At 46.0% G+C, this 25,696-nt stretch carries 20 protein-coding genes; 8 read left to right on the plus strand and 12 right to left on the minus strand.

Annotated features, from left to right (window positions below; all coding sequences use genetic code 11):
• Positions 1-11: 11 nt before the first annotated feature.
• Complete coding sequence (locus ICE93_RS03605) at positions 12-845, minus strand: carbon-nitrogen hydrolase family protein (protein ID WP_216185684.1); 834 nt, start codon at positions 843-845, stop codon at positions 12-14.
• 6 nt (positions 846-851) lie between these two features.
• Positions 852-5,009, minus strand: a complete 4,158-nt coding sequence (locus tag ICE93_RS03610) for a YhdP family protein (protein ID WP_216861300.1) — start codon at positions 5,007-5,009, stop codon at positions 852-854.
• Between the two features lie 78 nt (positions 5,010-5,087).
• On the opposite strand from ICE93_RS03610, the gene glnE reads away from it, so the two are divergent.
• On the plus strand, positions 5,088-7,901 hold the full coding sequence (gene glnE, locus ICE93_RS03615) for a bifunctional [glutamate--ammonia ligase]-adenylyl-L-tyrosine phosphorylase/[glutamate--ammonia-ligase] adenylyltransferase (protein ID WP_216185686.1): 2,814 nt from the start codon (positions 5,088-5,090) through the stop codon (positions 7,899-7,901).
• 27 nt (positions 7,902-7,928) lie between these two features.
• On the opposite strand, the gene recN is transcribed toward glnE, so the two are convergent.
• Positions 7,929-9,599, minus strand: a complete 1,671-nt coding sequence (gene recN / locus ICE93_RS03620; RefSeq protein ID WP_216185688.1) for a DNA repair protein RecN — start codon at positions 9,597-9,599, stop codon at positions 7,929-7,931.
• 26 nt (positions 9,600-9,625) lie between these two features.
• Complete coding sequence (locus ICE93_RS03625; protein WP_216185690.1) at positions 9,626-10,531, minus strand: NAD kinase; 906 nt, start codon at positions 10,529-10,531, stop codon at positions 9,626-9,628.
• Between the two features lie 37 nt (positions 10,532-10,568).
• Here ICE93_RS03625 and hrcA point away from each other — a divergent pair, with 37 nt between their 5' ends.
• The 5 genes from hrcA to dnaJ all read left to right on the plus strand — a co-directional run bounded on the left by hrcA (position 10,569) and on the right by dnaJ (position 16,660).
• Complete coding sequence (gene hrcA, locus ICE93_RS03630; RefSeq protein ID WP_216185692.1) at positions 10,569-11,579, plus strand: heat-inducible transcriptional repressor HrcA; 1,011 nt, start codon at positions 10,569-10,571, stop codon at positions 11,577-11,579.
• A gap of 41 nt (positions 11,580-11,620) precedes the next feature.
• On the plus strand, positions 11,621-12,715 hold the full coding sequence (gene hemH / locus ICE93_RS03635; RefSeq protein WP_216185694.1) for a ferrochelatase: 1,095 nt from the start codon (positions 11,621-11,623) through the stop codon (positions 12,713-12,715).
• 66 nt (positions 12,716-12,781) lie between these two features.
• Complete coding sequence (gene grpE, locus ICE93_RS03640; RefSeq protein ID WP_216185696.1) at positions 12,782-13,330, plus strand: nucleotide exchange factor GrpE; 549 nt, start codon at positions 12,782-12,784, stop codon at positions 13,328-13,330.
• Between the two features lie 158 nt (positions 13,331-13,488).
• Positions 13,489-15,426 (plus strand): molecular chaperone DnaK, encoded by a 1,938-nt coding sequence (gene dnaK, locus ICE93_RS03645; protein ID WP_216185698.1) that lies wholly within the window; start codon positions 13,489-13,491, stop codon positions 15,424-15,426.
• Positions 15,427-15,526: 100 nt separating this feature from the next.
• Positions 15,527-16,660, plus strand: a complete 1,134-nt coding sequence (gene dnaJ / locus ICE93_RS03650) for a molecular chaperone DnaJ (RefSeq protein WP_216185700.1) — start codon at positions 15,527-15,529, stop codon at positions 16,658-16,660.
• A gap of 26 nt (positions 16,661-16,686) precedes the next feature.
• Here the strand turns inward: dnaJ and panB are convergent, their stop codons facing one another.
• The 6 genes from panB to ICE93_RS03680 are packed head-to-tail and all read right to left on the minus strand — an operon-like array spanning position 16,687 to position 21,955.
• Positions 16,687-17,505 carry a 3-methyl-2-oxobutanoate hydroxymethyltransferase gene (gene panB / locus ICE93_RS03655; protein WP_216185702.1) on the minus strand — a complete coding sequence of 273 codons (819 nt, stop codon included), beginning with the start codon at positions 17,503-17,505 and terminating at the stop codon, positions 16,687-16,689.
• Between the two features lie 17 nt (positions 17,506-17,522).
• A complete protein-coding gene (gene folK, locus ICE93_RS03660) occupies positions 17,523-18,050 on the minus strand; it encodes a 2-amino-4-hydroxy-6-hydroxymethyldihydropteridine diphosphokinase (RefSeq protein ID WP_216185704.1) in 528 nt (175 codons plus the stop codon).
• Between the two features lie 52 nt (positions 18,051-18,102).
• Complete coding sequence (gene pcnB, locus ICE93_RS03665) at positions 18,103-19,503, minus strand: polynucleotide adenylyltransferase PcnB (RefSeq protein ID WP_216185706.1); 1,401 nt, start codon at positions 19,501-19,503, stop codon at positions 18,103-18,105.
• On the minus strand, positions 19,500-20,180 hold the full coding sequence (locus ICE93_RS03670) for an HAD-IB family hydrolase (RefSeq protein WP_216185709.1): 681 nt from the start codon (positions 20,178-20,180) through the stop codon (positions 19,500-19,502). Before ICE93_RS03670 ends, pcnB begins: the two co-directional genes overlap by 4 nt.
• A gap of 18 nt (positions 20,181-20,198) precedes the next feature.
• Positions 20,199-20,954, minus strand: coding sequence for a DnaA regulatory inactivator Hda (gene hda, locus ICE93_RS03675; protein ID WP_216185711.1), 756 nt, complete (start codon positions 20,952-20,954; stop codon positions 20,199-20,201).
• An 11-nt stretch (positions 20,955-20,965) separates the two neighbouring features.
• Positions 20,966-21,955, minus strand: a complete 990-nt coding sequence (locus ICE93_RS03680; RefSeq protein ID WP_216185713.1) for an AI-2E family transporter — start codon at positions 21,953-21,955, stop codon at positions 20,966-20,968.
• A 73-nt stretch (positions 21,956-22,028) separates the two neighbouring features.
• On the opposite strand from ICE93_RS03680, the gene purM reads away from it, so the two are divergent.
• Entirely contained in the window at positions 22,029-23,081 is a 1,053-nt protein-coding gene (gene purM, locus ICE93_RS03685; RefSeq protein ID WP_216185715.1) for a phosphoribosylformylglycinamidine cyclo-ligase, read from the plus strand.
• A 16-nt stretch (positions 23,082-23,097) separates the two neighbouring features.
• Here the strand turns inward: purM and miaA are convergent, their stop codons facing one another.
• On the minus strand, positions 23,098-24,102 hold the full coding sequence (gene miaA, locus ICE93_RS03690) for a tRNA (adenosine(37)-N6)-dimethylallyltransferase MiaA (RefSeq protein ID WP_216185716.1): 1,005 nt from the start codon (positions 24,100-24,102) through the stop codon (positions 23,098-23,100).
• Between the two features lie 58 nt (positions 24,103-24,160).
• Between miaA and ICE93_RS03695 the strand changes: the two genes are divergently transcribed.
• Positions 24,161-24,805 carry a DedA family protein gene (locus ICE93_RS03695; protein ID WP_216185718.1) on the plus strand — a complete coding sequence of 215 codons (645 nt, stop codon included), beginning with the start codon at positions 24,161-24,163 and terminating at the stop codon, positions 24,803-24,805.
• 44 nt (positions 24,806-24,849) lie between these two features.
• Here ICE93_RS03695 and ICE93_RS03700 read toward each other — a convergent pair whose 3' ends face one another.
• Entirely contained in the window at positions 24,850-25,692 is an 843-nt protein-coding gene (locus ICE93_RS03700; RefSeq protein WP_216185720.1) for a SirB1 family protein, read from the minus strand.
• Between the last annotated feature and the right edge of the window lie 4 nt (positions 25,693-25,696).

Raw genomic sequence — 25,696 nt, forward strand, 5'->3', positions numbered from 1 at the left:
CGGATCTTTCTTTAAAGCTTGCGATGTGCAAGTGCAGGTAACTTAGAGCGTACCTCGTTTAATTTATCTTTGCACAAGACCCCAGAAATAAAGCCTTCTCCTTCGGGGAGGTTGACTAAGATCTCACCCCAAGGGTCAATCAACATGCTATTACCCCAAGTGCGACGCTGGTTTTGATGTTTGCCGCCCTGTGCTGATGCCAAGACATAACTTTGGTTTTCAATAGCTCGGGCGCGTAACAGAATTTCCCAATGGTCTTTTCCGGTGGTGTAAGTAAATGCAGCAGGAATGATATGGCAATCTACCTGACCTAGCGCGCGATAGAGCTCTGGAAAGCGCAAGTCGTAACAAATGCTTAAACCAAAAGTCCAATTATTGCCATCAACAGAAATTTTTAAGACCCCGGGCTCATTTCCAGCTTCAATCGTTTCGGATTCTTGATAGCGCTCGGTTGCCGTTTGAAAGCCAAATAAATGAATTTTGTCGTAGCGAGTGATTTGTTGTCCCGCGGGATCAAATACAAGAGTTGTATTGAGTACCTTATTTGGATCTTTTGCCTCAAGCGGAATAGTGCCAGCAACTAAGTGTAGTTTGTTTTGCTTGGCAATCTGGGAGAGTTGCTCTTGGATGGGGCCGCTACCAATACTTTCTCGAGCAGAAACTTTATCGGTGTCTTTAAGACCCATTAGGCAAAAGTATTCTGGTAGAACTGCTAATTGTGCGCCATCCGCTGCCGCCGCTGCGATTAGTCTACTTGCTGTAGAAAGGTTCTCTTGCAGATTGATGGTGGAGACCATCTGAATAGAGGCGACCTTAAGATTTGAGGGATTTACAGATTTACTCATAGCAATCTAGTTTGCAGTTTTATTTGGAGTGCTGGAATTGTTTGGGTTGATTTGTGGCCCTGCTATATTGCCCGGTTTACTTTGCTCTTTAAGTAGTTCTTTGCTTCGAATCGTATCCAAAGTTTTTTTATCAATCGGCTGACCTTTTTGATCAAGGGGAATTACTTCTGGGTTATCCCATGACCCTTGTACTAGATAATCAGATTGAAGACTGCGATTAATTTGGCTAGTAATAAGATATTGGCCAACAAAGGCCCCAAGTCCAACTATTGGGTTGATTGCAAATGCTGCTAAAGAGCCTGCGGTGGCATCAATTGTTGGGAAGATGGTGACACGTAAATCTTGTGTTTTCTTGGGGATATTAATTTGACCGGTCATTGCAACACGCGCCTGATCTAAACCCATTGTGAATTGCTTGGTTTGAGCTATACCTGCATTCAAATCAAACGAGGCATCAATAGTATTGAATGGCGTTCCTTTGGTGACTATATTCCCAAGGCTACCTTGAAGATCTAATGTGGCAAACCTAAATAAGCTTTGCAAACTGAGAACATCTAGTAGCTTTGCGCCACTGGTATTTACTTCTAAGAGGCGGCCTTTTTCCAGGTTTAAATTTGCCTTACCTGCCAGGGTTTCATATTGAGGGTTAAAGGGAGATCCGTCCCAATCTGCATTGATCGTTAGCTTACCTTGGCCACCCTCCACTGACTTTTGATTGGTCCAGTGACCAATGATCTGGCCCGCATCCTTAATATCCAAATCAATATTTAAGTTGGTGTGTGCGGGGGTATTTTGCGTGGCACCAACCCAACGACCGGTTGTGTTTGAGCTTCCTTGTGGATTATTGAATTGAACAGATTCGAAATTGACAGTATTTCCTATGGTCTTAGTTTTAATTTTTACTTGACCAAGCTGTGCTTTGTTCCAATCAAAATCATCAATGGTTAACTCAATACTAGGTATAGATCCTGGACTAAATTTATTTTTAGTCGGCGGAGTTTTTGAGATTTGCTTTGCAGGGATTACTGCGCTAACAATTTCTTCGGGAATCTTTAAGCGCACAAGTCGTCCGCTAATTAAGTCGCTACCATCAGGTGTTGTAGCTGGTTGGTATTGGATATTGCCAGCAACTTGAGGAGATCCTCTCAGGCGTAGTTGCCAGGCAGTGTCTTTATTGCTTGCAGCTAAATTCATATCCTGCCAGACGCGGTCAAACAAAGTTAATTGTTTAACTTGTGCTGAAACTTGGATATTGCCCGTAGTGTTTGGGTTAGAGCTCACTCCGGATTTTTTTCTGCTTTGATTGCTCAAAAATAATTGCCAGGTATCTATGTTCAATTCATTGCTGACAATGTTCAGAGCAAAGCCTTGTTGAGGAAGGGTGGCGGGTGCGCCAATACCTACAGCCTGACGAAGAAGGTCATCTCTGGTGATTTCACCTTGAATAAAGTAAGCGTCCCCAATCTTTCCATCCCAAATGAGACGACTGGAACTACTTTTTGTTTTAGCAAAGGTTTTAAGGTTTAGCTGACCAGACATCAAGGTGCCTGCTTGTTTTTTCAGGGGTGCAGGCGCAGTGCTACCCCAGTCACGCACGTCGATTTTTAGGTTAGTTTCGCTATTACCCTTATTGAAATTAATAACGCCGTCATACCTTGCCACACCACTAAGGGACTGCAAAATGGGAGATGCTTGTGCTGCAACATCGTTACCAAAGTAATCCTTGATAAAGTTTGCAGAAATATTGCCTGTGATGCTGTAGCTTTGGCTACTTTGGTTAGGCGTTGCGCTCGAAATTTTGATGGAGCCACCAAGAAAATCAGCCGTAATATCTTCAAACTCTGGATTGACTTCGGTGATGCGGATTTTGCCTTTAAGATTTTCAAGAGGAGGTATGCCAGCCCACTGGACTCTATTGCCAGGGAAGTTGATTTGAATATCCGTATTAGTATTACCAGTACCGGTTAGTGGGACTTTTAAGCCCAGACTTAAATTAGTAGCCCCTGTTATTTTTAGATTTTTCTCAAGCTCAGCTTGTTTCTTGCCGACAGGCGAGGCAAATAAATAGTCCAGCAGTTGCGGCGCATCGCCCTGCGCTTCACCATTTACTGTCAGAGTTAATTGCTTTGCACTAACACTTGGTATTTCAGCATGGAATTTGCTTAAGGCAACCTGTTTGTAACTTGCTTGATCAATATCTACCGTTAAGTTGGCATTCTGCATATTAATAACGCCATTCACGTTATTAAAGGCTGGCCATATACCTTGCCCTGGTAATGAAGTGGGTGCCGGACTAAAAGTGGCGCCAATGATTGGTAGATTGAGTGTGAATTCTCCCGCATTTGCTTTTGGGAACGGCACCTCATTTGGGTCACCCTTAATATGGAGGTTTCCCTTTTTAATTATTCCCGCATCAAAGGCTTTGCTTAAATAGGTTTTAGCTTCACCTCCCATGCCAACAGGTAAGTATCGATAAGCAGTTTTTAGATTTGCTTGTGCAAAGTCCATATCCAGTGTCATGAAGTCAGGGTTTTTAGCTTCACCAATGATGTAGTTCAGATTGAGTGTTGTCGAAATCTCAGGATTACTCAGTGCTAACTGCTTTGCGTTAATAACCCAATTGCTTTTTTGTTTTGACCAGGAAATTTGACCATTAGCTTTGTCTAGTTTTATTTTTGGATCCACCAATAGGTCATTTATCTCCACCCCTAAATTATTGGATTGGATGGTTAGGCTTCCTTTGGTTTGGTCTGCAGCGAGGAATCCTGACAGGTTCGATACAGAGGGCATGGATTTGTTGATGCCAATAAAACTAACATCAATCAGTTTTGCGCTCACGTTAAAGCCCAGTTTGCTTGACTTAAACCAGCCGCCGGGAATATTTAGTGCTGATAAAGGAGATTTGCTCTCGGCCCAGGAGATATCCAGATCTTGCAGTTCTCCATCGGCTTTAGAAGCTTTAATCCATTGCTGGACTTTTTTAGAGAGCGGAAGATTAAGAGCAAATAAAGCAATATCCTCTAACGAAATCTTTGGAGATGAAAAGCCAAATTCTTTAATTTCTTCATCGCCTGCCGGTGGTCTCCAGCGGAAAGTCATGGGGCTTAAATTCTCTAAAGGAGTTGATTTGGGGCTTTCGGTATCACGCCATGCAAATGTCTTGGTAGCGATAGAGATCATGCCGTTATCAGTTTCCTGAGTCAGGTTTGTTTCTAATCGCCCAAGGGCAATAGCATCTTCATTCTTAGAAAGCTGAATTATTAAATCATCAGCTGCAAGATAAATTTCTCCGCCATCAGGCTTACCATTATCAATTTTTAATTTTCCCTTAGAGCTGAGTGCGCCCTCTAAAGTATCTAGCTGGAGGGAAAATTCATTCGCAATCTGGCCAAGTTGCAGGGTATTTAAATTCCAAGAAATGGTTCCAATCCAATCGCGCCAATTACCCGCTTGACCGCCAATGTGGTGGACTAAATCAATATCCAGTAGGAGTGGACCTTTTGTCCAAGGGGTTGTTGCGCTGATTGAGCCTTTGTGGCTACGAATACCGTTACTGAGAGTAAGGCTTTGTATCTCTATCGTAGTAGGTGATTTCTTTTTGAGTTGATCTTCCCAAAATAATTTGACGTCATTTACTCGAATTTCGTTTTGAGCAAAAAGCCAATTCTCTGCAGAGTAATCATTAGGTTTGCCATCAATTGAGATTCCGGCAACACTAATGGCGCCTTTGCTATTGCGTTGCGCATAAATTTCAGCACCTTCAAAATTGAGTTCTTGAAAAAATGGTGCAAGATGATAAAAGGAGGCCCAGCTTAATTGACCGTTTATCTTTTGTATGAATAAAAGAGGCTTTGTTTTTTCTGGGTTGTTAAAACGCAAGCCCTCAACTTCAAAATCAGGCCTAATTCCAGACCATGAAACATGGAGTGAGTCCATTGATACTTCAGCGCCAATTCGTGCGCTGATGAGTTTTTCAACTGAGGCCTTGGATTTCTCGATTTGCGGCCAAAGAATAAAACGCACCCCCACATGAACCAGCACAGAAAGGGCCAAGATTACGCCCGCCACAATCAAGGCACGCTTACGCCAAGTTCGACCCGAACCTTCAGGACGCTTATCAAGCGTGCTCTTCAGGTGAGGCGGAATAATGTTTTTTTGCAGCATGACCTCTATTATCCGTCAGCCTTAGCTTGATCGCCAAGCTTATGGCACCGGTTTTCAAGGTCGGATTAAGATGAGGGGATGGATGACTTTTCCCGACAAATTGATTTTTTAGAGCAACATTCGACTTATGCGCGGCGTTGGCTAATCGCGCACCCTGAATGGGTTGAGTGGCTCGGCATTCAGGGGCAAAAAAAGATTGATTTGCAAGGTATTCAGAATTTACTGGGCGGGTACCAATTAACTTCTGCATCGAACGAGCAGGATGAGGCTGAATGGATGGCCAATTTGCGCTTGGCAAGACAGCGCTTGATGTTATGGCTGGCATTTCGGGATATAAATGGTTTAGCTGACCTGGATGAGGTCACCCATGCACTTAGTCATTTTGCCGAATTAGCAGTTTCTGCTTCGATTGCATTTATTCGAGAAGATCTCAATAATCGTTTTGGATTGCCATGGAGCAATACAACCCAATCTGAAATGCCTCTTATGGTTGTTGGTATGGGTAAATTAGGAGGCCTTGAGTTAAATCTCTCTTCAGACATCGACCTCATATTTTTGTATGAGCACGAGGGTGAGACTACTGGTGGCTCTAAGAGTTTGTCTAATCACGAGTGGTTTACTCGAATGGGTAAGCGCTTAATCAAGTTACTTGCTGAGCACGATGCCAACGGTTTTGTATTCCGTGTAGATATGCGTCTGCGTCCTAATGGCGATTCAGGGCCGTTGGTATGTAGTTTGGATATGTTGGAAGAATATCTTTTAGTGCAAGGTAGAGAGTGGGAGCGTTATGCCTGGATTAAAGGTAGGCTGATTGCTCCGCTACCAGAGTCTCCAGACTTTGCCCATTGTCAAAAAGAGCTTGATCAGCTGATTCGCCCATTTGTATATCGCAGGCATTTGGATTACGGTGTTATTGCATCTATTCGTGATCTGCATGCCCAAATACAGGCCGAGGCTGAAAAGAGATCATCAGGCTATCAAGGGCGTTCGCGTGACATTAAGTTGGGTCGCGGCGGCATACGAGAGATTGAGTTTTTAGCGCAAATGTTTCAGTTGATGAGGGGTGGCACGGACCCTCGCTTTAGAGTGCGCCCGAGTTTAGAAGTGTTAGAACTCATTAAGCATTGCAGCATCCTGCCTGCCCATGAAGTGGAGTCATTGCAAGCTGCTTATATTTTCCTGAGACGTTTAGAGCATCGCATACAAGTTTGGGATGATCAGCAAACACATTACCTACCAGATGATGAAACCGCCCGTGCGCGCTTAGCGATTTCGATGCAAGGTCTAGATGCGCAGGCAGCTGATCTTATGGCGGAATTAGAGCAACACCAAAATCATGTTGCGCACTTATTCGAAAAAGCCTTCTTGCTGGATGACCGTGCGCGCCTTGAAATAGCGCCCTTAGCTATTGGCTGGGTTCCCAATCAAGCATTCTTTCCTGGTTCTTGTGTGCGCTGGCAGGCTTGGGTAGATAGCCCAAAGCAAAAGTTATTACCTGAAAAAAGCCGTTTAATTTTTGATAACTTAATGTGTAAAGCCGCAGAAAGTTTGCAAAATGATGGCTCTACTTCAGCGCATGCAGATCAAACGCTATTACGTTTCTTTGACTTGCTTGAGGCGATTGCTAGGCGTAGCGCCTATCTTTCAATTTTGTCTGAGTACCCCAGGGCACTATCGAACGTATTGGATTTGCTCAAGGCGTCTCAATGGGGCGCTCAATATTTAACGCGTCACCCCCATTTGCTCGATTACCTGTTGAATTCTCAAGCTGAAAGAGCGTTGATTGAGGACCCCGCAAAGTATTGGGATGAGGTGCGATCTACTCTCAATATGCAGCTTGATGATGTGATGTCGGATGGTGATGGCTCTGAGCAGGCAATGGATATTTTGCGAGTTACACATCACAATGAAACATTTATTACGCTATTGACGGATCTCGGCATCGGGGTGCAACAGGCATTACCGGTAGAGCAAGTAAGTGATCATTTATCAGCGCTGGCAGACTTGATTCTGCAAACTACCTTTGAGCGAGTTTGGCCAAGCGTGCTTAAGAAGTTTGAGTTGCCTGCCGATACAAATCCACCTTTTGCTGTTATTTCGTATGGCAAGTTGGGCGGTAAAGAGTTGGGATACGCGTCTGATTTAGACATTATCTTTTTATATCAGGCGGATGAGGCTGATTATGCAGCCCAAGAAATCTATGCTTTGTTAGCAAAGCGAATGATTAATTGGCTTACAGCGTTTACTTCTACCGGCAGTCTCTTTGAAATTGACACCCGTCTACGCCCCAATGGTTCAGCTGGATTCCTGGTGACCAATGCGAATGCCTTTAGGAAATATCAGCTACGTGAGGGTGACAATGCTGCTTGGGTTTGGGAGCATCAGGCTCTCACGCGCGCGCGCTTCTCAGCAGGTAATTCGCTGGTGGGCTCATTCTTTAATTCGGTTCGCTCTGAAGTGTTAAGTCAGCAAAGAAATATTGAGCATCTCCGTTCTGAAATTTTAGAAATGCGTCGCAAAGTCCATGCAGGCCACCCTAACGCCAATCCAGAGTTCGACTTAAAGCACGACGCTGGTGGCATGGTGGATATTGAGTTCATAGTTCAATTCTTGGTGCTTGCCTATGCTCATCAGCATCCTAAATTGATCTGTAATCTTGGCAATATTGCCTTATTGCAGATTGCTGGCGAGATTGGCTTGATTACCCCTGAGGCCGCGCAATCCGTTGGGGATGCATATCGCTTGTTAAGGGCGCGCCAACATCGGTTGCGTTTAGACGGAGCTGAAAAAACTCGTGTCGATTTAGATCAAGAGCTTGAGTTCATTGCTGCCAGGGATGCAGTTCAAGCACTTTGGCTAGAAATATTCAAAGCGCCTTCTAACTTGAACTAGAGCACCTTATTGCTGAGGATGGTTATTTTAGTTTTGCTCTAGCAATTCACGAGCATGGCGACGAGTGGTATCAGTAATAGTGGCGCCGCCAAGCATTCTGGCTACCTCTTCGACTCTCTCAGCTCTACCGAGAACCTGTACTTGCGAAACGGTCTTCTCGCCACTTTGCGATTTACTAATCTTGAAGTGATGATTCCCTTGAGCAGCTACCTGAGGTAAATGGGTTACGCATAAGATCTGATGGGACTGACCCAATTGATGTAATAGCTTACCCACGGTTTCGGCAACTGCTCCACCAATGCCGGCATCGACTTCGTCAAATATGAGAGTTGGCGTGAATGAGGCTTTACTGGTAATGACGCTGATAGCTAAGCTGATACGCGCTAGTTCACCGCCGGAGGCAACTTTTGCAAGTGAGCGAGGGGTGCTACCGGCATGACCAGCTACTAAAAATTCAATTTGCTCCAAGCCGTGCGATCCAGCCTCGTTAAGCGGCACAAGGGCAATCTCCATGCGACCGCCTGCCATGGATAAATCTTGCATTGCGCTAGTCACTAAATCACCCAACTCTTTTGCGGCTTTGCTGCGTTTTTGTGTAAGTTGTTTTGCTAGTTTTAAATAGGTCACCTCTTCTTGTTTGACCTGCTCGCGAAGCGCTTCAATATTTTGAGAGGCTGTTAAAGCATCTAGTCGTTCTGCTGTCTCGAGTAGAAGCTTTGGCAGTGCATCAGTTTCAGTGCGATATTTACGAGCGGCACTATGCAAAGCTTGCATGCGCTCTTCGACTTGCGTAAGACGAGCTGGGTCCAGATCAATTTTTTGTAAGTAACGATTGAGTCCATGAATCGCTTCGTCTAGCTGAATGCTGGCCGACTCCAATGATTGGCTGATGTCACTGAGGCTCGGGTCATGCTCGGCAAGTGCACCAATATTTCCGCATACTTTAGATAGAGTAGATTCCAGTGAGTTATCAGCATCACTCAGAATGTCTACCGCTTCTTGGCAGCCGCTAATGAGCTTTGCACCGTTGGCCAAGCGAGCATGCTCACTCTGAATGGTTGCCCATTCTCCTTCTTGCGGTGAAAGCTCGGTGAGTTCATCTAACTGCCACTGAAGGCGCTCACGCTCACGCTCTACATCTTGACCAGCGTTTTCTGCTTGTTCAAGGCGACGACGAGAATCTGCAAGTGCTTTGAATGCTGTTGCTACTTCACTGGCTAGCGGGAGCAATCCAGCATGACTATCAAGGAGCTCTCGTTGAGCGCCTCCCTTTAGCAAAAGTTGGTGCGCATGTTGACCATGAATATCTACCAATTGATCGCCTGCTTCACGCAATTGCGTTAGAGTGGCAACGCTGCCATTAATAAAAGCACGGCTGCGACCATTGGCCTCCACCGTTCTTTTGAGTACCAAGTTTTGGCCATCATCTTCTTGCGGAAAGCCTTGCTCATCAAGCCATTTGCCCAACTCTTTAGACTGATCTGGTTCAATGCGAAAGAGGGCGGAGATTTCTGCTCGGTTACAGCCTTCACGAATTTGACTGCTATCGGCGCGCTCTCCCAAGGCTAAGCTAAGGGCGTCTAAGAGAATGGATTTACCAGCGCCAGTTTCTCCTGTGAGTACAGTAAACCCGCTAGTGAGATCTAACTCTAGCTGATCAACGATGACAAAGTCACGAAGTGAGATGGTTTGAAGCATGTATTAGCGTAGTAAAAAACTCGACATCAGAATGTCGATGGGTACTCATTCCAGTGCAGCTTCTCACGCAAAGTTTTGTAGTCGCTGTGACTGCGCGGGTGCAATAGGGTAATTGTTTTGTCAGACTGGCGAACTTCAATCTTGTCACCCGTTTGTAAATCCGTTTGTGACTGCATATCAAAGTTGACAATGACTTCGCGTCCATCGACCACTTCAATGCTAGTGACGCAATCCTGAGGCAGCACGATTGGACGATTTGAAAGTGAGTGAGGCGCAATTGGCGCTAGCAGGATGCCGGCAACACGAGGATGCAAGATCGGTCCACCTGCTGAGAGGGCGTAAGCTGTTGAGCCAGTTGGGGTCGACACAATCAAACCATCGGATCGTTGGTTGTACATGAATGAACCATTAACGTGAACCGCCAACTCCACCATCCCAGAAATTCCAGAGCGATTTACGACCACATCGTTTAGCGCTAATGCGCGATTAATTTCTTTGCCATTACGCAAAACAACGGCATCAAGCAATGTCCGAGCATCTGCTTCATATTCGCCAGCGATAATTTTTGGCAGGGTATCTTGCACCGACTGAATGGGAATATCAGTCATATAGCCCAAGCGTCCCATATTGATGCCAACCAGCGGCACATTGCTTCCTGCCAGTTGACGACCAATTCCCAGCATCGTGCCATCGCCCCCAAGGACTACGACCAAATCAATTGCTCCAGAAAAATCTTCCGCAGTCTTGGTGGGGAATTCTTTTAAATCCAAATGTTGGGCCGTAGCCGCCTCTAAGAACACCTTACAACCTAGGCTTTTGACCAACTTAGCAAGGTCCTTAAGGTGCTCATCAATGCCGTCAGCGTGGAATTTGCCAACAAGCGCAACCCGGCTAAATGCCTTCTTGGTGGAATTTGGGGATGGGCTTAACATATAACGATTAAACCATAGGCATAAAATCCCTTCCACCATGGATGAACGTTCCCGCGCCCTACTTAAAACCCTCATCGAGCGCTATATCGAGGAGGGTCAGCCCATTGGCTCCCGCACTCTGTCTAGATACTCGGGTTTAGACCTGTCGGCAGCCACCATTCGCAATGTCATGGCGGATTTGGAGGATATGGGCTTAGTGACCAGCCCTCATACCTCTGCTGGCCGGATTCCTACGCCACGTGGTTATCGTTTGTTCGTGGACACTATGGTGACTGTTCGCCCCTTGGAGGAGATGGCAGCCCGGGAGGTGGAAAAAGGCCTTTTACCAGACTCCCCGCAACGCGTTTTGACCTCTGCCGCACAGATTTTGTCAAACTTGACTCATTTCGCTGGGGTGGTGATGACCCCAAAGCGCGCCCAGGTTTTTAAGCACATTGAATTTTTGCGCTTAGGCGAAGGCAAGATCTTGTTAATTATGGTGACGCCTGAAGGAGATGTGCAAAACCGCATCTTGCCGACGACTCAAGATTACACCCCAAATCAACTCGTTGAAGCGGGCAACTTTATTAATACGCATTTTGCGGGTAAAAGTTTTGATCAAGTGCGCCTACATCTTAAATCTGACTTGGACAATTTATGCGCCGATATTTCTGGGTTGATGGCTTTAGCTTTGCAAAGCGGTGTTGCTGATTACGACATGGGTCGTGGCGACATGGTTTTATCTGGCGAACGTCGCTTGCTAAATGTCGGTGATTTAAGCTCTAACTTAGATAAGTTGCGCAAAATGTTTGATATGTTGGAGCAAAAATCAGCCCTGATGCAATTGCTTGATGTATCCAGCCATGCTGATGGCATTCAGATCTTTATTGGCGGCGAGAGTGATTTATTGCCATATGAGGATCTGGCTGTGATCAGCGCCCCATATAGCGTTGATGGGCAGATAGTGGGCACGCTTGGCGTCATTGGGCCAACTCGTATGGCTTACGACAGAGTGATTCCAATTGTCGATATCACCTCAAAATTATTGTCCGGAGCGCTGAGTTCCTAATCATCAATTCATACGCATTTAACAACCAGAGACAACATATCTTGAATCCAAACCCGCATCTACGTGCCGCTAAAACAGCAGTCTTAGTATTGAACCTGGGGACGCCATCAGCGCCAACGCCAAAAGCAGTACGTGCTTATTTAAAAGAATTTCTTTCTGACCCTAGAGTGGTGGAAATCCCACGCATTATTTGGTGGTGCATTTTGAATGGCATTATTTTGCCAATTCGTAGTAGTGCCTCTGCTAAAAAATATGCTTCCATCTGGCTGCCAAAATTAGGCTCTCCTTTGATGCACTATTCACGTCTTCAGGCGAAAGAGCTTGGTGATAAATTTGCAAATGAGGGCCATACAGTATTGGTGGATTTGGCTATGCGTTATGGACAACCTTCCACCCAGTCTGCCCTTGAGGGTTTGAAGGCGCAAGGCATGGAGCGTTTATTAGTGCTCCCTTTGTATCCTCAATACTCAGCCACCACTACAGCATCTAGCTTTGACGAAGTCTTTCGTGTTTTAAGCACTTGGCGTGATCAACCTGAATTGCGCTTGGTCAAGCATTATCACGATAACCCTGCCTATATTGCTGCATTACGCGATCAAGTTTTAAGTAGCTGGGATAAAGACGGGCGTCCAGACTTTGCTAAGGGCGATCGCTTTGTGATGTCATTTCATGGGTTGCCAAAACGCAACTTGATGAAAGGCGACCCCTACCACTGTGAGTGTTTAAAAACAGGACGCTTATTAGGTGAGTCTCTTGGTTTGGAGTCGGGTCAATACCTTGTTACTTTCCAGTCGCGCTTTGGTAAAGCAGAGTGGTTAAAGCCGTATACAGCCCCAACGATTGAAAAGCTGGCTAAAGAAGGTTGTCAGCGGATTGACATTTTTTGCCCAGGATTTCCGGCCGACTGCTTGGAAACGCTGGAAGAAATTGCTATGGAAGCTCGCGAAATCTTCCTGGAGCATGGTGGCAAAGACTATCGGTATATTCCATGTCTTAACAGCAACCCTAAGTGGATTGAGGCTCTGAGCGATATTGCTCATCATCATTTACAGGGCTGGTCTTTGGGTACAGAGTCCGAGGCTGAATTGGCTAAGCGCGCTGAAAGGGCTGAGCTAGCTGAAAGAGCAAAGTCTTGAAATTGAATTAATTGACCCCACATTACAAAGTAATAGCCATCTTTAGAGAAAAGTAAAATAGCGTCCATGACACAAGAAAATCAAAACCCATCCCCAGAGCAAGAGAATCCTGCGGCAGATTCTGCTGCTGAAGCTTCAGCAGAAGCGCCGGCTGTAAAAACGCCAGAACAAGAAATTGCTGAGCTCAATCAAAAGATTGGTGAGTTACAAGATAATTTTTTACGCGCAAAAGCTGAGGGTGAAAACATTCGCCGCCGCGCAACTGAAGATATTGCTAAGGCGCATAAATTTGCGATTGAAAGTTTTGCCGAGCATTTGGTGCCTGTGACAGATAGTCTCTATGCAGCATTGAGTACTGATGCAGTGGATGCCAAGGCATTTAAAGAGGGCCTAGAAATCACCCTTAAGCAATTGCTTTCCGCATTTGAGAAGGGTCGTATGACGGAGATTAACCCTGCGGTTGGGGATAAATTTGACCCCCATCACCACCAGGCGATCGCTTCGGTACCATCTGAGCAAGAGCCAAATACCGTGGTTTCAGTGCTGCAGCGCGGGTATACCGTGGCTGATCGAGTCCTCAGGCCGGCTTTGGTGACGGTTAGCGCCCCTAAATAAGCATAAATCGGGGTGTAAAACCCCAAAAAAAGGCTTAAAAAAGGCAGATTTCTGCCTTTTTTGCTATTTAGCCTCTTGAAATCCCTTTTTTTGACCCCATGTACTGAATATCGAAATATTCATTAGTACAACAAACAATTTAATTTTTTGGAGCCATTATGGGAAAGATTATCGGTATCGACTTAGGAACCACGAATTCATGCGTTTCAGTCGTTGAAAACAATGCGCCTAAAGTTGTCGAGAACGCTGAAGGAGCTCGCACAACTCCATCCATCATCGCTTACGTTGAAGATGGCGAAGTATTGGTTGGTGCGCCAGCAAAACGTCAATCAGTGACGAATCCTAAAAACACCATCTATGCAGTGAAGCGTTTGATGGGTCGTAAATTTACAGATCCTGAAGTACAAAAAGACATCGGTCTGATGCCTTATTCAATTATTGCTGCTGATAACGGTGATGCTTGGGTTGAAGCGCGCGATAAAAAAATGGCGCCACAACAAGTTTCCGCTGAAATTTTGCGCAAAATGAAAAAAACTGCTGAAGACTATCTCGGCGAAGAGGTGACAGAAGCGGTGATTACTGTTCCCGCATACTTCAATGATAGCCAACGTCAAGCAACTAAAGATGCTGGTCGTATTGCTGGTTTAGATGTAAAGCGCATCATCAACGAGCCAACTGCAGCTGCCTTGGCATTCGGCCTTGATAAGCAAGACAAAGCAGATCGTAAGATCGCTGTGTATGACTTGGGTGGCGGTACATTCGACGTTTCTATCATTGAGATCGCTAACGTTGACGGTGAGAAGCAGTTTGAAGTGCTTTCGACCAACGGTGACACATTCTTGGGCGGTGAAGACTTTGACCAACGCATCATCGACTGGATCATTGCTGAGTTCAAGAAAGAACAAGGCGTTGATTTGAGCAAAGACGTATTGGCGTTGCAACGCTTAAAAGATGCTGCTGAAAAAGCCAAAATTGAATTGTCATCCGCTCAACAAACAGAAATCAATTTGCCATACGTGACAGCTGATGCTAGCGGTCCTAAGCATTTGAACTTGAAGCTAACTCGCGCCAAGTTAGAGTCTTTGGTGGAAGAATTGATCAACCGTACTGCTGGTCCTTGCTTAACTGCCATTAAAGACGCTGGTGTAAATGTAGCGGATATTGACGACGTGATTTTGGTCGGCGGTCAAACACGTATGCCGGCGGTCCAAGACAAAGTAAAAGAAATCTTTGGTAAAGAGCCGCGTAAAGACGTTAACCCAGATGAGGCAGTTGCTGTTGGTGCTGCGATTCAAGGTTCTGTATTGTCTGGCGATCGTAAAGACGTATTGCTCTTGGACGTTACCCCATTGTCATTGGGTATCGAAACTCTTGGTGGCGTGATGACCAAGATGATTCCTAAGAACACGACGATTCCTACTAAGCATTCACAGGTTTACTCCACTGCGGAAGACAACCAGCCTGCGGTAACCATCAAGTGCTACCAAGGTGAGCGCGAGATGGCTGCTGCTAACAAGTTGCTCGGTGAATTTAATCTCGAAGGTATTGCTCCAGCACAACGTGGCATGCCACAAATTGAAGTGACTTTTGATATCGACGCCAACGGTATTTTGCATGTAACTGCAAAAGACAAAAACACAGGCAAAGAGAATAAGATCACCATCAAGGCGAACTCTGGTTTGACCGAAGAAGAAATTCAACGCATGGTTAAAGATGCTGAGGCAAATGCTGCTGAAGATAAGAAAGCATTAGAGCTGGTTACTGCCCGCAATACTGCTGATGCATTGGCTCACTCAACCAAGAAGGCTTTGGAAGAGCATGGTGCCAGCTTAGAAGCCTCTGAAAAAGAAGCGATTGAAGCCGCTCTCAAGGACTTGGATGAAGCTATCAAAGGTAGCGACAAAGAAGCGATTGAAGCAAAAACAGAGGCATTGGGTAAAGCAAGTCAAAAGCTGGGCGAAAAAGTCATGGCTGCTGAGCAAGCTAAAGCTAGTGGCGCTGCTGCTGGTGCAGCTCCAGGCGGTGCAGCTCCTGGCCAAGCCCCTGATGCAGATGTTGTTGACGCTGATTTTAAAGAGGTTGATGATAAGAAGTAATTCTGAAATCAGACATTCATTGGCGTAGTTTTGATGTACTTAAATAACAAGTCGGCCTCGTGCCGACTTGTGTCATTCAGGTTGTTGAGAGGAATAGGTCGTGCCTAAAAGTAAACGCGATTTTTATGAGGTGCTGGGTGTATCAAAAGGTGCCAGCGACGAAGAGCTAAAAAAGGCTTATCGCAAGATGGCGATGAAACATCATCCAGATCGCAATCCGGATAGCAAAACGGCTGAAGCTCAATTTAAAGAAGTTAAGGAAGCCTACGAAACCTTAACTGACCCCAATAAGCGAGCTGCCTACGATCAGTACGGTCATGCTGGTGTTGATCCGTCTATGGGTGGCGGTTTCGGCGGCGGTTTCGGCGGCGGTGGATTTGCTGATGCGTTTGGCGATATTTTTGGCGATATCTTCGGGCAAGGCGGCGGTCGCCAATCTGGGCCACAGGTCTATAAAGGCGCGGACTTACGTTACAACATGGACATTACGCTGGAGCAAGCAGCTGAGGGTTATACGACCCAAATTCGCGTACCAAGTTGGAGTAATTGCAAGCCCTGCCATGGTACTGGCGCAGAGCCGGGATCCAAGGCTGAGACCTGCACCACTTGTAATGGTCATGGTCAAGTGCGTGTACAGCAAGGGTTTTTCTCCATGCAGCAAACTTGCCCTAAGTGCCGCGGCACCGGCGAGTACATTCCAAAGCCCTGCAAAACTTGTCATGGCACCGGAAAGCATAAAGAACAAAAAACACTCGAAATCAAAATACCGGCAGGCATTGACGATGGCATGCGCGTGCGTTCGGTTGGTAACGGCGAGCCAGGTATTAACGGCGGCCCATCTGGCGACCTCTATGTTGAGGTTCGCGTAAAGCCTCATAAAGTATTTGAACGTGATGGCAGTGATCTGCACGTCCAAATGCCAATCTCATTTGCAACCGCAGCTATTGGTGGTGAGATTGAAGTGCCAACTCTTGCAGGACGTGTTGAGTTTGAGATTCCAGAAGGTACGCAAACGGGCAAGACATTCCGTTTGCGCAATAAAGGTATTAAAGGTTTACGCTCAACCTTAGTGGGTGATCTTTTCGTGCACGTATTGGTAGAGACTCCAGTAAAACTGACCGATGATCAAAAGAAGCTACTGCAAAAGTTTGATGAAAGTCTGAAATCTGGCGGCGACAAACATAGCCCTCAGCAAAAGGGCTGGTTTGATGGTGTAAAGAGTTTCTTTAGCTAGAAATTGATGTATCGGCTAGCTGGTAATTATCCAGCGAAGCCATGCTCTGGTCCGGGGAATTTCCCGGACTTCACTTCTCGTACGTAAGCCTTAATAGCGGCCTCTACAGAGTGATGACCATCCATAAAGTTTTTGACAAACTTAGGTGGCTTACCTGGGCTAATGCCCAACATATCCTGAAGCACTAATACCTGACCAGAGCAATCTGGGCCAGCACCTATACCAATCGTTGGTATGTGCAGTTCTTTAGTAATTCTTTCTCCTAGAGATGAAGGAATCGCTTCGAGTACAACCATTTGTGCACCAGCTTCCTCGCAAGCAAGTGCTTGTTCGAGCATGACGCTAGCGGCATCTTTAGATTTGCCTTGTACCTTATAACCGCCCAAGACGTGAACGGACTGTGGCAATAAACCTAGGTGTGCACAAACGGGAACGCTGCGCTCTACCAAGTGGCGAATCACATCCACTTGCCAGTCACCGCCTCCTTCTAGTTTCACCATATCTGCGCCTGCACGCATCAAGATTGCAGCCGAATCTAGTGCCTGTACTGGATCTCCATAACTTGCGAAAGGAAGATCGGCAATAATAAAAGCATGGGTGTTGGCGCGGGCTACGCACTCGGTGTGATAAGCAACTTGCTCTACGGTCACCGGAGTTGTGCTGGAATGTCCTTGAATGACGTTGCCTAATGAGTCACCAATCAGAATAGACTCAACCCCACAGCGATTCAACAGCGCAGACATAGTTGAATCATATGCAGTAAGCATAGAAATTTTTTCACCCTCAGCATGCATAGCGAGGAGCTTGGTGATTGTGATTGGCTTATCGCCTTGTAAGTAACCCATGGCGAGAGTTTAATGAATTAATGTGCCGATTGGCTATAAACGTCTTTTTCCCCGCAATTACAGTTCCTACAGGGGAGTTTTTCAATTCTTTGGTGAGCAACATTGGGTAAATAGGCTTTGAGCTCGCCCCACTGCGGCAAGAATATTTCGGGGGCTATCTCCAGGAGGGGGAGGAGTACAAATGAGCGCTCAATGATTTTGGGATGAGGAAGCATTAGCTCAGTCTCATTTTGAGTCACCCCTTCAAATGAGAGGATATCGAGATCAAGGGTACGTGGAGCATTTGCATATGGGCGCTCACGACCGAATTCTCGTTCAATCATTTGGCAAACATGCAACAGGCCGTAAGGTGATAGTTCAGTTTCAACTTCAATAACGGCATTGATATAGTCACCACCAGTGGCTTCAACCGGCGCGCTTTGATAAAAGCAGCTTTTTGCAATAATTTGGAGTTCAGAGCGCAATGCCAGGCAAACAATGGCATCAGTAATGAGCTGACGCGTGTCGCCAATATTGCCGCCAAATCCGATATATGCCCGTGCCATAGAGTTCCAAACTAGTGATGAAACTACTTTACTGAAATTTCACTAAGTTTGCTTAGCTTGCCGCTCCCTCTGGAGGCGCAACAGATTTTGTCTTTCTGCGACGTCGTCTTTTGACTGGGCTGGCTGTATTTCCGGATTCATTTTTAGCGCTAGCCATGAGCTCGTCCTGCCCGGCTGGGTCTGCCGCAATGAAGTCTGCCCACCACTGACCAATTGCTGGGTTTAGTTCCCCGGTAGCGCAACGAAGCAACATAAAGTCATAGCCCGCACGAAAGCGTGGGGATTCGATTAAGCGGAAGGGGTAGCGACCTACACGTCTCTCAAAGCGCGGCTGCATGGACCAAATCTCACGCATATCACTCTCAAAGCGTCTTTGAATGGTCATGCCGCTACTTTGGGTGGCGATCGTGTCATCCATAGCATCATGAAGAGCAGGGATGTTGGTCATGCCTTTGCTGGAGTTGGCTTTCCAGTTCCTCAATAAATCAGGCCAAAGCAAGGTAGCGAATAAAAACCCAGCGGAAACACTTTTTCCTGATTGAATGCGTTCATCCGTATTTGCCAAAGCAAGCTTTACAAAATCATTTGCTCCTTTGGAGTCTTCGCCCTCATCCAAAATGTGATCAAGTAATGGTAGTAAGCCGTGATGGAGCCCTGCTTCTTTTAAGCCTTGGATTGCTCGCCAAGAGTAGCCCGACATCAAGAGTTTAAGAATTTCATCAAATAGTCTGGCCGAGGGAACGTCGTTTAATAATTGGCCGAGTTTTGCAATTGGTTCGCGCGTAGCGCTATCCAACTCAAAACCAGTCTTGGCAGCAAATCGAACCGCTCTAAGCATGCGTACAGGATCTTCGCGATAACGTTTGGCTGGGTCACCAATCATGCGCAAAGTTTTCTTTTGCATATCAGCCATACCGCCGTGATAGTCGAGCACAGTCTCGGAGGATGGGTCGTAATACATGGCATTAATTGTGAAATCACGTCTTGCCGCATCTTCGCCTTGCGATCCCCAGACGTTGTCACGCAGAATACGACCGCTCTCTGCTACATGGTCTCCAGCATTATCCAGCAAGGCTCTGAAGGTCGATACTTCAATGATTTCAGGATGACCTTTGCCAAAGAAAGTTACATGCACAATCTGAAAGCGACGACCAATAAGACGGGCTTTCCGAAATAGTCTTTGCACTTGGTCTGGTGTTGCATTGGTCGCAACGTCAAAATCTTTTGGGCTAATTCCAAGAGCAAGATCGCGAACAGCGCCACCAACAATAAATGCCTCGTAACCTGCCTGTTGCAAAGTATGGGTTACCTTGACTGCATTCTTAGAAAGTAAGTGGGGATCAATGCGATGTGATTTTTTGGGAATACGTTTTGGCGCACTGGTATTACTTGCGTGTGCGTGCTTGACCATCGGGTCACGTCGCAAAATGCGTTTGATAAATTTAGTGATCATGCAAACAATTCAAGAATGGGCCAGTTACGCTGCTTGGCTTCATTGCGAAGGCGATCGTCTGGATTGGTGGCGACAGGATGGCTAACCTTTTCAAGTAAGGGAAGGTCATTCATCGAATCAGAATAAAAATAACTGTACGGCAGTGTATCCAGTGATAGCTTTTGAGAAGCTAGCCAATCATGTAGGTTCTGAATCTTGCCTTCTCGAAAATTGGGGATGCCGCTGACTTCGCCAGTGTAATTAGCCAAAGGCTGGTTGCCCGCAGTTGCTGGCTCAGTAGCAATGAGATGTTCAATGCCAAAGCATTTTACGATTGGACGCGTTACAAAACTATTGGTGGCGGTAATTACACAGCAGAGATCACCAGCATCTTGGTGGCGTTTAACTAGATCTAGCGCCTCTTGTCGGAGTTGCCCGTTAATGACTTCTTTCATGAAGGCGTCATGCCATTCTTTGAGTTGAGCGCGCGAGTGCTCAGAAAGTGGCTTTAAAGCAAAACGTAGAAATTGATGAATGTCGAGCTTGCCATCTTTGTAGTCCTGATAGAAGCGTTCATTTTGTCGTGCGTAGTATTCGCTATCAACAACGCCAATGCGAGCCAAAAATTGGCCCCATTCATAATCGCTATCGCAGGGCAATAGGGTGTGGTCTAAATCAAAAAGGGCTAACTGAGTCACGAATGAATATCTAATTAATTATTTAGGCTGCAAGAGCTCGCGTACAAGCGGCAAAGTTACAGCACGTTTTGTTTCTAAAGAGTAGGCATCTAAAGCATCGACCAAGGCCATTAAGCTGGGCATATCTCGATAGAAGCGACTTAATAACCAAGGCAACACATCGGGCGATAAAACTAGCCCACGGGCTTTGGCTGCCTCGCCTAATGCCTGTATTTTCTCATCATCATCCAAAAGCTGGGTTTGAAACACTAAACCCCAGCCTAGTCTGGTTCGCAGGTCTTCACGAAGCTTCAAATTTGCTGGGGCAGCACTACCTGCCATAAAAATATGAATGGCTTTGCTCGCTTGAACATGATTCAGAATTCGAAATAAGGACCCCACCAGACGATCATCCAATTGGTCTACATCATCCACAGTAATAGCTGATGGAGTGCTAGTTTGGGCGAGCGCACTAATGTTTTCCTCCAATCGAACCCAGGATGCGGGTTCTGATGCTGTCAGTGCAATATGTTCTATGTCCGCATGCTCTGCCGCATTACCAATTGCATTTAGCAAATGTGTACGTCCAGATCCTTCCGGACCCCACCAGTAAATCCAGCGCTGATTTAATGGGTTGTCGGAGCCTTCGTTTGCAGAATTCTTCCATGAGCGTTCTACATTTTGTAGGGCAGATATCAGCGCGAGATCGTTTCCTGGGAGATAGTTTCCTAGACTCGCTTTAGGTGAGTAACTGATATCTAATGCAAATTGTTTTGGAAGCGGAGGTGTATTCATTACTGCCAAATTTATTTTTGATACCAAGCGCTTTGTGTATAGATAGACCAGAGGTACTTAACTAAGACCAGGCTGACAGCACTGATAGGCAATGCGAGTAGGACGCCAAAGAAGCCAAATAACTTGCCGAATAACAGCAAAGCAAACAAGACTGCTACTGGATGCAAGCCAATGCGCTCGCCAACCAAGCGTGGCGTTAGGAAGAAGCCTTCTAAGAATTGCCCGATGCCAAACAAGATCAGTACGCCAACAATTTCGGTGCCTGGGCCAAATTGGAGGAGGGCAGATAAGACTGCAAGCGTAAGTCCTAGGGTAATGCCGATATACGGAATCACAATCATGAGTGCGGTAAACACGCCAAGCGCTGCGGCACCTTTAACGCCAATCAAACTTAAACCTGCGCTGTAATAAATTGCCATGATGGAGATGACAATCAACATGCCGCGCAAGTATTGTGAAAGCAATCCATCGGTATGCATGGCGAGGTGATGAATAGTTTCTTGAGCGCGAACAGGAGCCAGACCTTTTACAAGTCTAAAAAAATGATTCCAATCCATTAACAAATAAAACATCACAAAAATGATTAGCACTGCATTTACAAAACCTGCAATGACTGAGCTGCCGGACATTAACACAGTGTTGATAGCGGAGGTCATTAAGCTGTCTGCATTGTCATTAATGTGCTCGGTAATTTTTTGGGTGGCACTAGTCTTCAGAGATCCCCAATCGAGGTTGATGTGCAGTTCACTGAGTTTTGGGCCAAGCCACGCTTGAGTGTTGGCAATCCAATCAGGCAATTGGGCCTTAATTAGGGGGATTTCATACTTAAGGAGACTCACGAGCAGGCTCAGAATGAAGAAAATGAGGCATAGCCCAATCAACATGCTGACCAAAGCGGCTAGCGCTCGAGGTAAGCGATGCTGCTCAAGCCACAGGCAAACAGGGCGTAGGGCATACGCCAGAATGAATGCGGTGAGAAAAGGGGTAAAAATTTCGGCCATCTTGCTTCAATCCTCTAGAATTCAATGATTCTACTGACGAAGTAGCATTTTTTACTAATATTCCGGCTCCAATATGACTTCATCTACTAATTCCTCCTCAAATGGCCTTTCCTACCGTGACGCTGGTGTCGATATTGACGCCGGAGACGCCTTAGTTGATCGCATCAAGCCACTGGCTAAAAAGACCATGCGTGAGGGCGTTTTGGCTGGAATTGGCGGTTTTGGGGCTCTTTTTGAGGTGCCTAAGCGCTATCAAGAGCCGGTATTGGTCTCAGGAACCGATGGTGTAGGAACTAAGCTTAGATTAGCTTTTGAATGGAATCGTCACGAAACCATTGGTCAAGACTTGGTGGCAATGAGTGTGAACGACATTCTCGTGCAAGGTGCCGAACCTCTCTTTTTCTTGGATTACTTTGCTTGTGGCAAGTTGACTGTTGATACCGCAGCAACAGTTGTGGGCGGTATTGCCAAAGGATGCGAACTATCTGGTTGCGCATTGATTGGTGGTGAGACTGCAGAAATGCCTGGCATGTATCCACCAGGCGAATATGACCTCGCTGGATTTGCGGTGGGCGCAGTTGAAAAATCCAAAATCATTACTGGTGCGACGATTATTCCTGGTGACGTTTTATTAGCAATTGGATCTAGTGGCGCTCACTCCAATGGTTACTCATTGGTACGCAAAATTATTGAACGCGCTGGTGCAAAGCCAAGCGATGATTTAGGTGGTCGCTCATTAGGTGATGTCGTTATGGCACCAACAGAAATTTATGTGAAACCACTTCTTAAATTGATTTCTGAAATTAATGTAAAAGGGATGGCACACATCACTGGCGGCGGTTTAGTAGATAACGTGCCACGTGTACTGCCAGAAAATACTCAAGCTGTTTTGCATCGTGACAGCTGGCAAATGCCAGAACTCTTCCGTTGGTTGCAAATGAAGGGTGGCGTAGCGGATGCAGAAATGGTGCGCGTATTTAACTGCGGCATTGGCATGGTGGTTATTGTTGCGCCTGATCAAGCGGATACTGCTATCAAGTCATTGACTGCGCAAGGTCTAAAAGCTTGGACTGTAGGTGATGTGGTTGAGCGTCCAAAAGATGCGCCACAAACTATCGTTATCTAAGACTGTAGCTACCAGCTTATTTTTTTAAGTTACTTTTGCAGTACTCCAATGCAGCCTTCAACTCTTCTGGGTTGAAGGGGTCAAATGTTTTTCTTCCGTCTATTACACGCAGCCAAGTAAGCTGACGCTTGCCAAGCTGTCTGGTTGCTGCTAATGCCTTGTAGCGCATTTGTTCGACATCAATTTCCCCATTCAGAAATTCCCAAGCTTGGCGATAACCAACTGAGCGAATTGCTGGCAAATCAGCATGCAATCCGGTGTTAGCACGCAATGCTTTCACTTCATCCATGAATCCTGCCGCAAGCATTTCATCAAAGCGTTTTTCTAAGTTGAGATGCAAGCGTTTGCGATCGCTGGGTTCAAGTGAAACTAAATCAATCCACGATGGAATAGCGGAGCCTTCTCTGCCATCTTCACTCGGCGAATCAGCAAGTAACGCTGACATAGGTTTACCGGTAATTTCAAAAACTTCTAGTGCGCGCTGTACACGTTGAGAATCATTAGGCTTTAAGCGAGCTGCAGTCTCAGGGTCAACTTTGGCCAGTTTGGCGTGCATAGCAGGCCAGCCAGTATTTTTGCCTTCTTCATCTAGGCGGGCGCGAATTTCTGGATTGGCTGGTGGCAGGGAAGATAGGCCATGTGCCCAGGCACGCCAATACAGCATTGTTCCACCAACAACTACTGGAATATTTCCGCGCTCACGAATCTCGGTACAGAGACGTTTTGCATCCTTTGCAAAGCGAGCCGCTGAATACACTTCAGTTGGATCGATGATGTCAATTAGGTGATGAATGACCGCTGCTTGTTCGGCCTTGGTAGGTTTGGCGCTACCAATATCTAAACCGCGATAGACCAGCGCAGAATCCATGCTGATTAGTTCTATGGTTAAACCAATGGATTTTGCATACTCAGCCAAAGACATAGCGAGATGGGTTTTGCCTGCACCAGTAGGCCCAACAATACAGAGAATGGGGGTTTCGTTTGGAGCATGCATAGGCTGAATGTAGGGTTCAGTTGGCATACCTGATTATAAGAGCCTGTTAATATCCGCAACAACCCATAAATTAGAGAGTGAATGAATGGATACCCTTTTGCAATTAGCCGATTTATTGCTGCATATTGATAAACATCTCGATGTAGTGATTCAGCAATACGGCCCTTGGGCTTATGGCCTCTTATTTGCAATTGTTTTTGCGGAAACCGGTTTAGTTGTTGCACCATTTCTACCTGGTGACTCACTCTTATTTATTGCAGGCGCTTATTGCGCTACCGAGCATTTCAATATTTGGACTTTATGCATCGGTTTATTGGTTGCAGCCATTTCAGGTAATACGGTGAACTATTTCATTGGCCGCTGGATTGGTAAAAGAGTCTTTAGTAGTAAATCTCGCTGGATAGATCAGGGCGCACTATTAAAAACCCATGCCTTTTATGAAAAGCATGGCGGCAAGACCATCATAGTTGCGCGCTTCTTGCCTATCATCAGAACCTTTGCACCGTTTGTTGCTGGCGTTTCAGAAATGAACTTTTCACGCTTTCAGTTATTTAATGTTACTGGCGCTCTGCTCTGGGTATTTAGTTTGGTGATTGCGGGCTATTTCTTTGGAAATATTCCAGTGATCCGTCAAAACCTCAATGTAATCGTATTAATCGGAATTGGTGCGGCAGCGATACCAGTAGTGCTGGCAGCACTCTATAAAATTTTTCAGCGCAAGAAAATTTAAAAGAATACGAAAAAACTTCAGCTAAGGCTAAATCTAGTTTGGCCTTAGTGCAACTTAGTTTGACTTTCGAGTGTGGCAATGTGCTCGCGAATATCACTGGCATCTTCAGCCTCTGGCATTTCACTGAGATAGCGATGCATGTCCTCTAAGGCGGGCCGCAAATATTCAAGCTGTGCAAAGATTAGGCCACGGTCTCTGACCTCTTCAATGGAGTCAGGCAACAGAATCACCAAGCGCTCCTGAATTCCCAATAGACGTTCCCAGCGCTCATGCTCTGAATAAATCATTTTGAGATTTCTCAGGAAGCGCGACAGGATCTCTCGCGAGCTTGAGGCGCGCAGGAAGATATTGAGTGGCAGACTGAGCTCGCCTCGATAGCCTTTGGCATCCAAATAAGGATCAAGCATTTCTTGCAACTGCGTCTTGGAGAGCGATTCGCCAGTTAAAGGATCCATGATCACTTCACCTTGTTGCAAGGAGATGCGCATCATGAAGTGGTTAGGAAACGAAACTCCACGAATTTTTAAGCCAATTTGATTGCCTAATTCAATCATCAAAATGGCTAATGAGATTGGTATACCTCTGCGATTCTCTAGAATGTAGTGCAAGTATGAATTTTCTGGGGCATAAAAATCATTCTGGTTGGGACCAAAGCCCAACTCTGTATAAAAGAAATGCTTCAGAATTTGCAGGCGCTGAACCGGGGATGTATCTGGCGTTACGCGTGACTTTAATTTATTGCCCAATTGATCAAGCCTATCTAACACGCCCTGAACGTCTAAATCCGGATAGGCATGTTGTGCGACTGCGATCGCAGCTTCCGTTAAAGGAAGGTGTTCGTCTTCAGCAACTAAGGAGGTGAAGTAGTCGAGTTGTTGTGTTGGCATAAGA

Origin of the sequence: Polynucleobacter sp. MWH-HuK1 (assembly GCF_018881815.1) — a bacterium.
Taxonomy (GTDB): Bacteria; Pseudomonadota; Gammaproteobacteria; order Burkholderiales; family Burkholderiaceae; genus Polynucleobacter.

What these genes read in the sequence shown, in the direction of transcription:
- ICE93_RS03605 (WP_216185684.1), bottom strand. Translation starts at nt 845, where the DNA reads ATGAGTAAATCTGTAAATCCCTCAAATCTTAAGGTCGCCTCTATTCAG.
- ICE93_RS03610 (WP_216861300.1), bottom strand. Translation starts at nt 5,009, where the DNA reads ATGCTGCAAAAAAACATTATTCCGCCTCACCTGAAGAGCACGCTTGAT.
- glnE (WP_216185686.1), top strand. Translation starts at nt 5,088, where the DNA reads ATGGATGACTTTTCCCGACAAATTGATTTTTTAGAGCAACATTCGACT.
- recN (WP_216185688.1), bottom strand. Translation starts at nt 9,599, where the DNA reads ATGCTTCAAACCATCTCACTTCGTGACTTTGTCATCGTTGATCAGCTA.
- ICE93_RS03625 (WP_216185690.1), bottom strand. Translation starts at nt 10,531, where the DNA reads ATGTTAAGCCCATCCCCAAATTCCACCAAGAAGGCATTTAGCCGGGTT.
- hrcA (WP_216185692.1), top strand. Translation starts at nt 10,569, where the DNA reads ATGGATGAACGTTCCCGCGCCCTACTTAAAACCCTCATCGAGCGCTAT.
- grpE (WP_216185696.1), top strand. Translation starts at nt 12,782, where the DNA reads ATGACACAAGAAAATCAAAACCCATCCCCAGAGCAAGAGAATCCTGCG.
- dnaK (WP_216185698.1), top strand. Translation starts at nt 13,489, where the DNA reads ATGGGAAAGATTATCGGTATCGACTTAGGAACCACGAATTCATGCGTT.
- panB (WP_216185702.1), bottom strand. Translation starts at nt 17,505, where the DNA reads ATGGGTTACTTACAAGGCGATAAGCCAATCACAATCACCAAGCTCCTC.
- folK (WP_216185704.1), bottom strand. Translation starts at nt 18,050, where the DNA reads ATGGCACGGGCATATATCGGATTTGGCGGCAATATTGGCGACACGCGT.
- pcnB (WP_216185706.1), bottom strand. Translation starts at nt 19,503, where the DNA reads ATGATCACTAAATTTATCAAACGCATTTTGCGACGTGACCCGATGGTC.
- hda (WP_216185711.1), bottom strand. Translation starts at nt 20,954, where the DNA reads ATGAATACACCTCCGCTTCCAAAACAATTTGCATTAGATATCAGTTAC.
- ICE93_RS03680 (WP_216185713.1), bottom strand. Translation starts at nt 21,955, where the DNA reads ATGGCCGAAATTTTTACCCCTTTTCTCACCGCATTCATTCTGGCGTAT.
- purM (WP_216185715.1), top strand. Translation starts at nt 22,029, where the DNA reads ATGACTTCATCTACTAATTCCTCCTCAAATGGCCTTTCCTACCGTGAC.
- miaA (WP_216185716.1), bottom strand. Translation starts at nt 24,102, where the DNA reads ATGCCAACTGAACCCTACATTCAGCCTATGCATGCTCCAAACGAAACC.
- ICE93_RS03695 (WP_216185718.1), top strand. Translation starts at nt 24,161, where the DNA reads ATGGATACCCTTTTGCAATTAGCCGATTTATTGCTGCATATTGATAAA.
- ICE93_RS03700 (WP_216185720.1), bottom strand. Translation starts at nt 25,692, where the DNA reads ATGCCAACACAACAACTCGACTACTTCACCTCCTTAGTTGCTGAAGAC.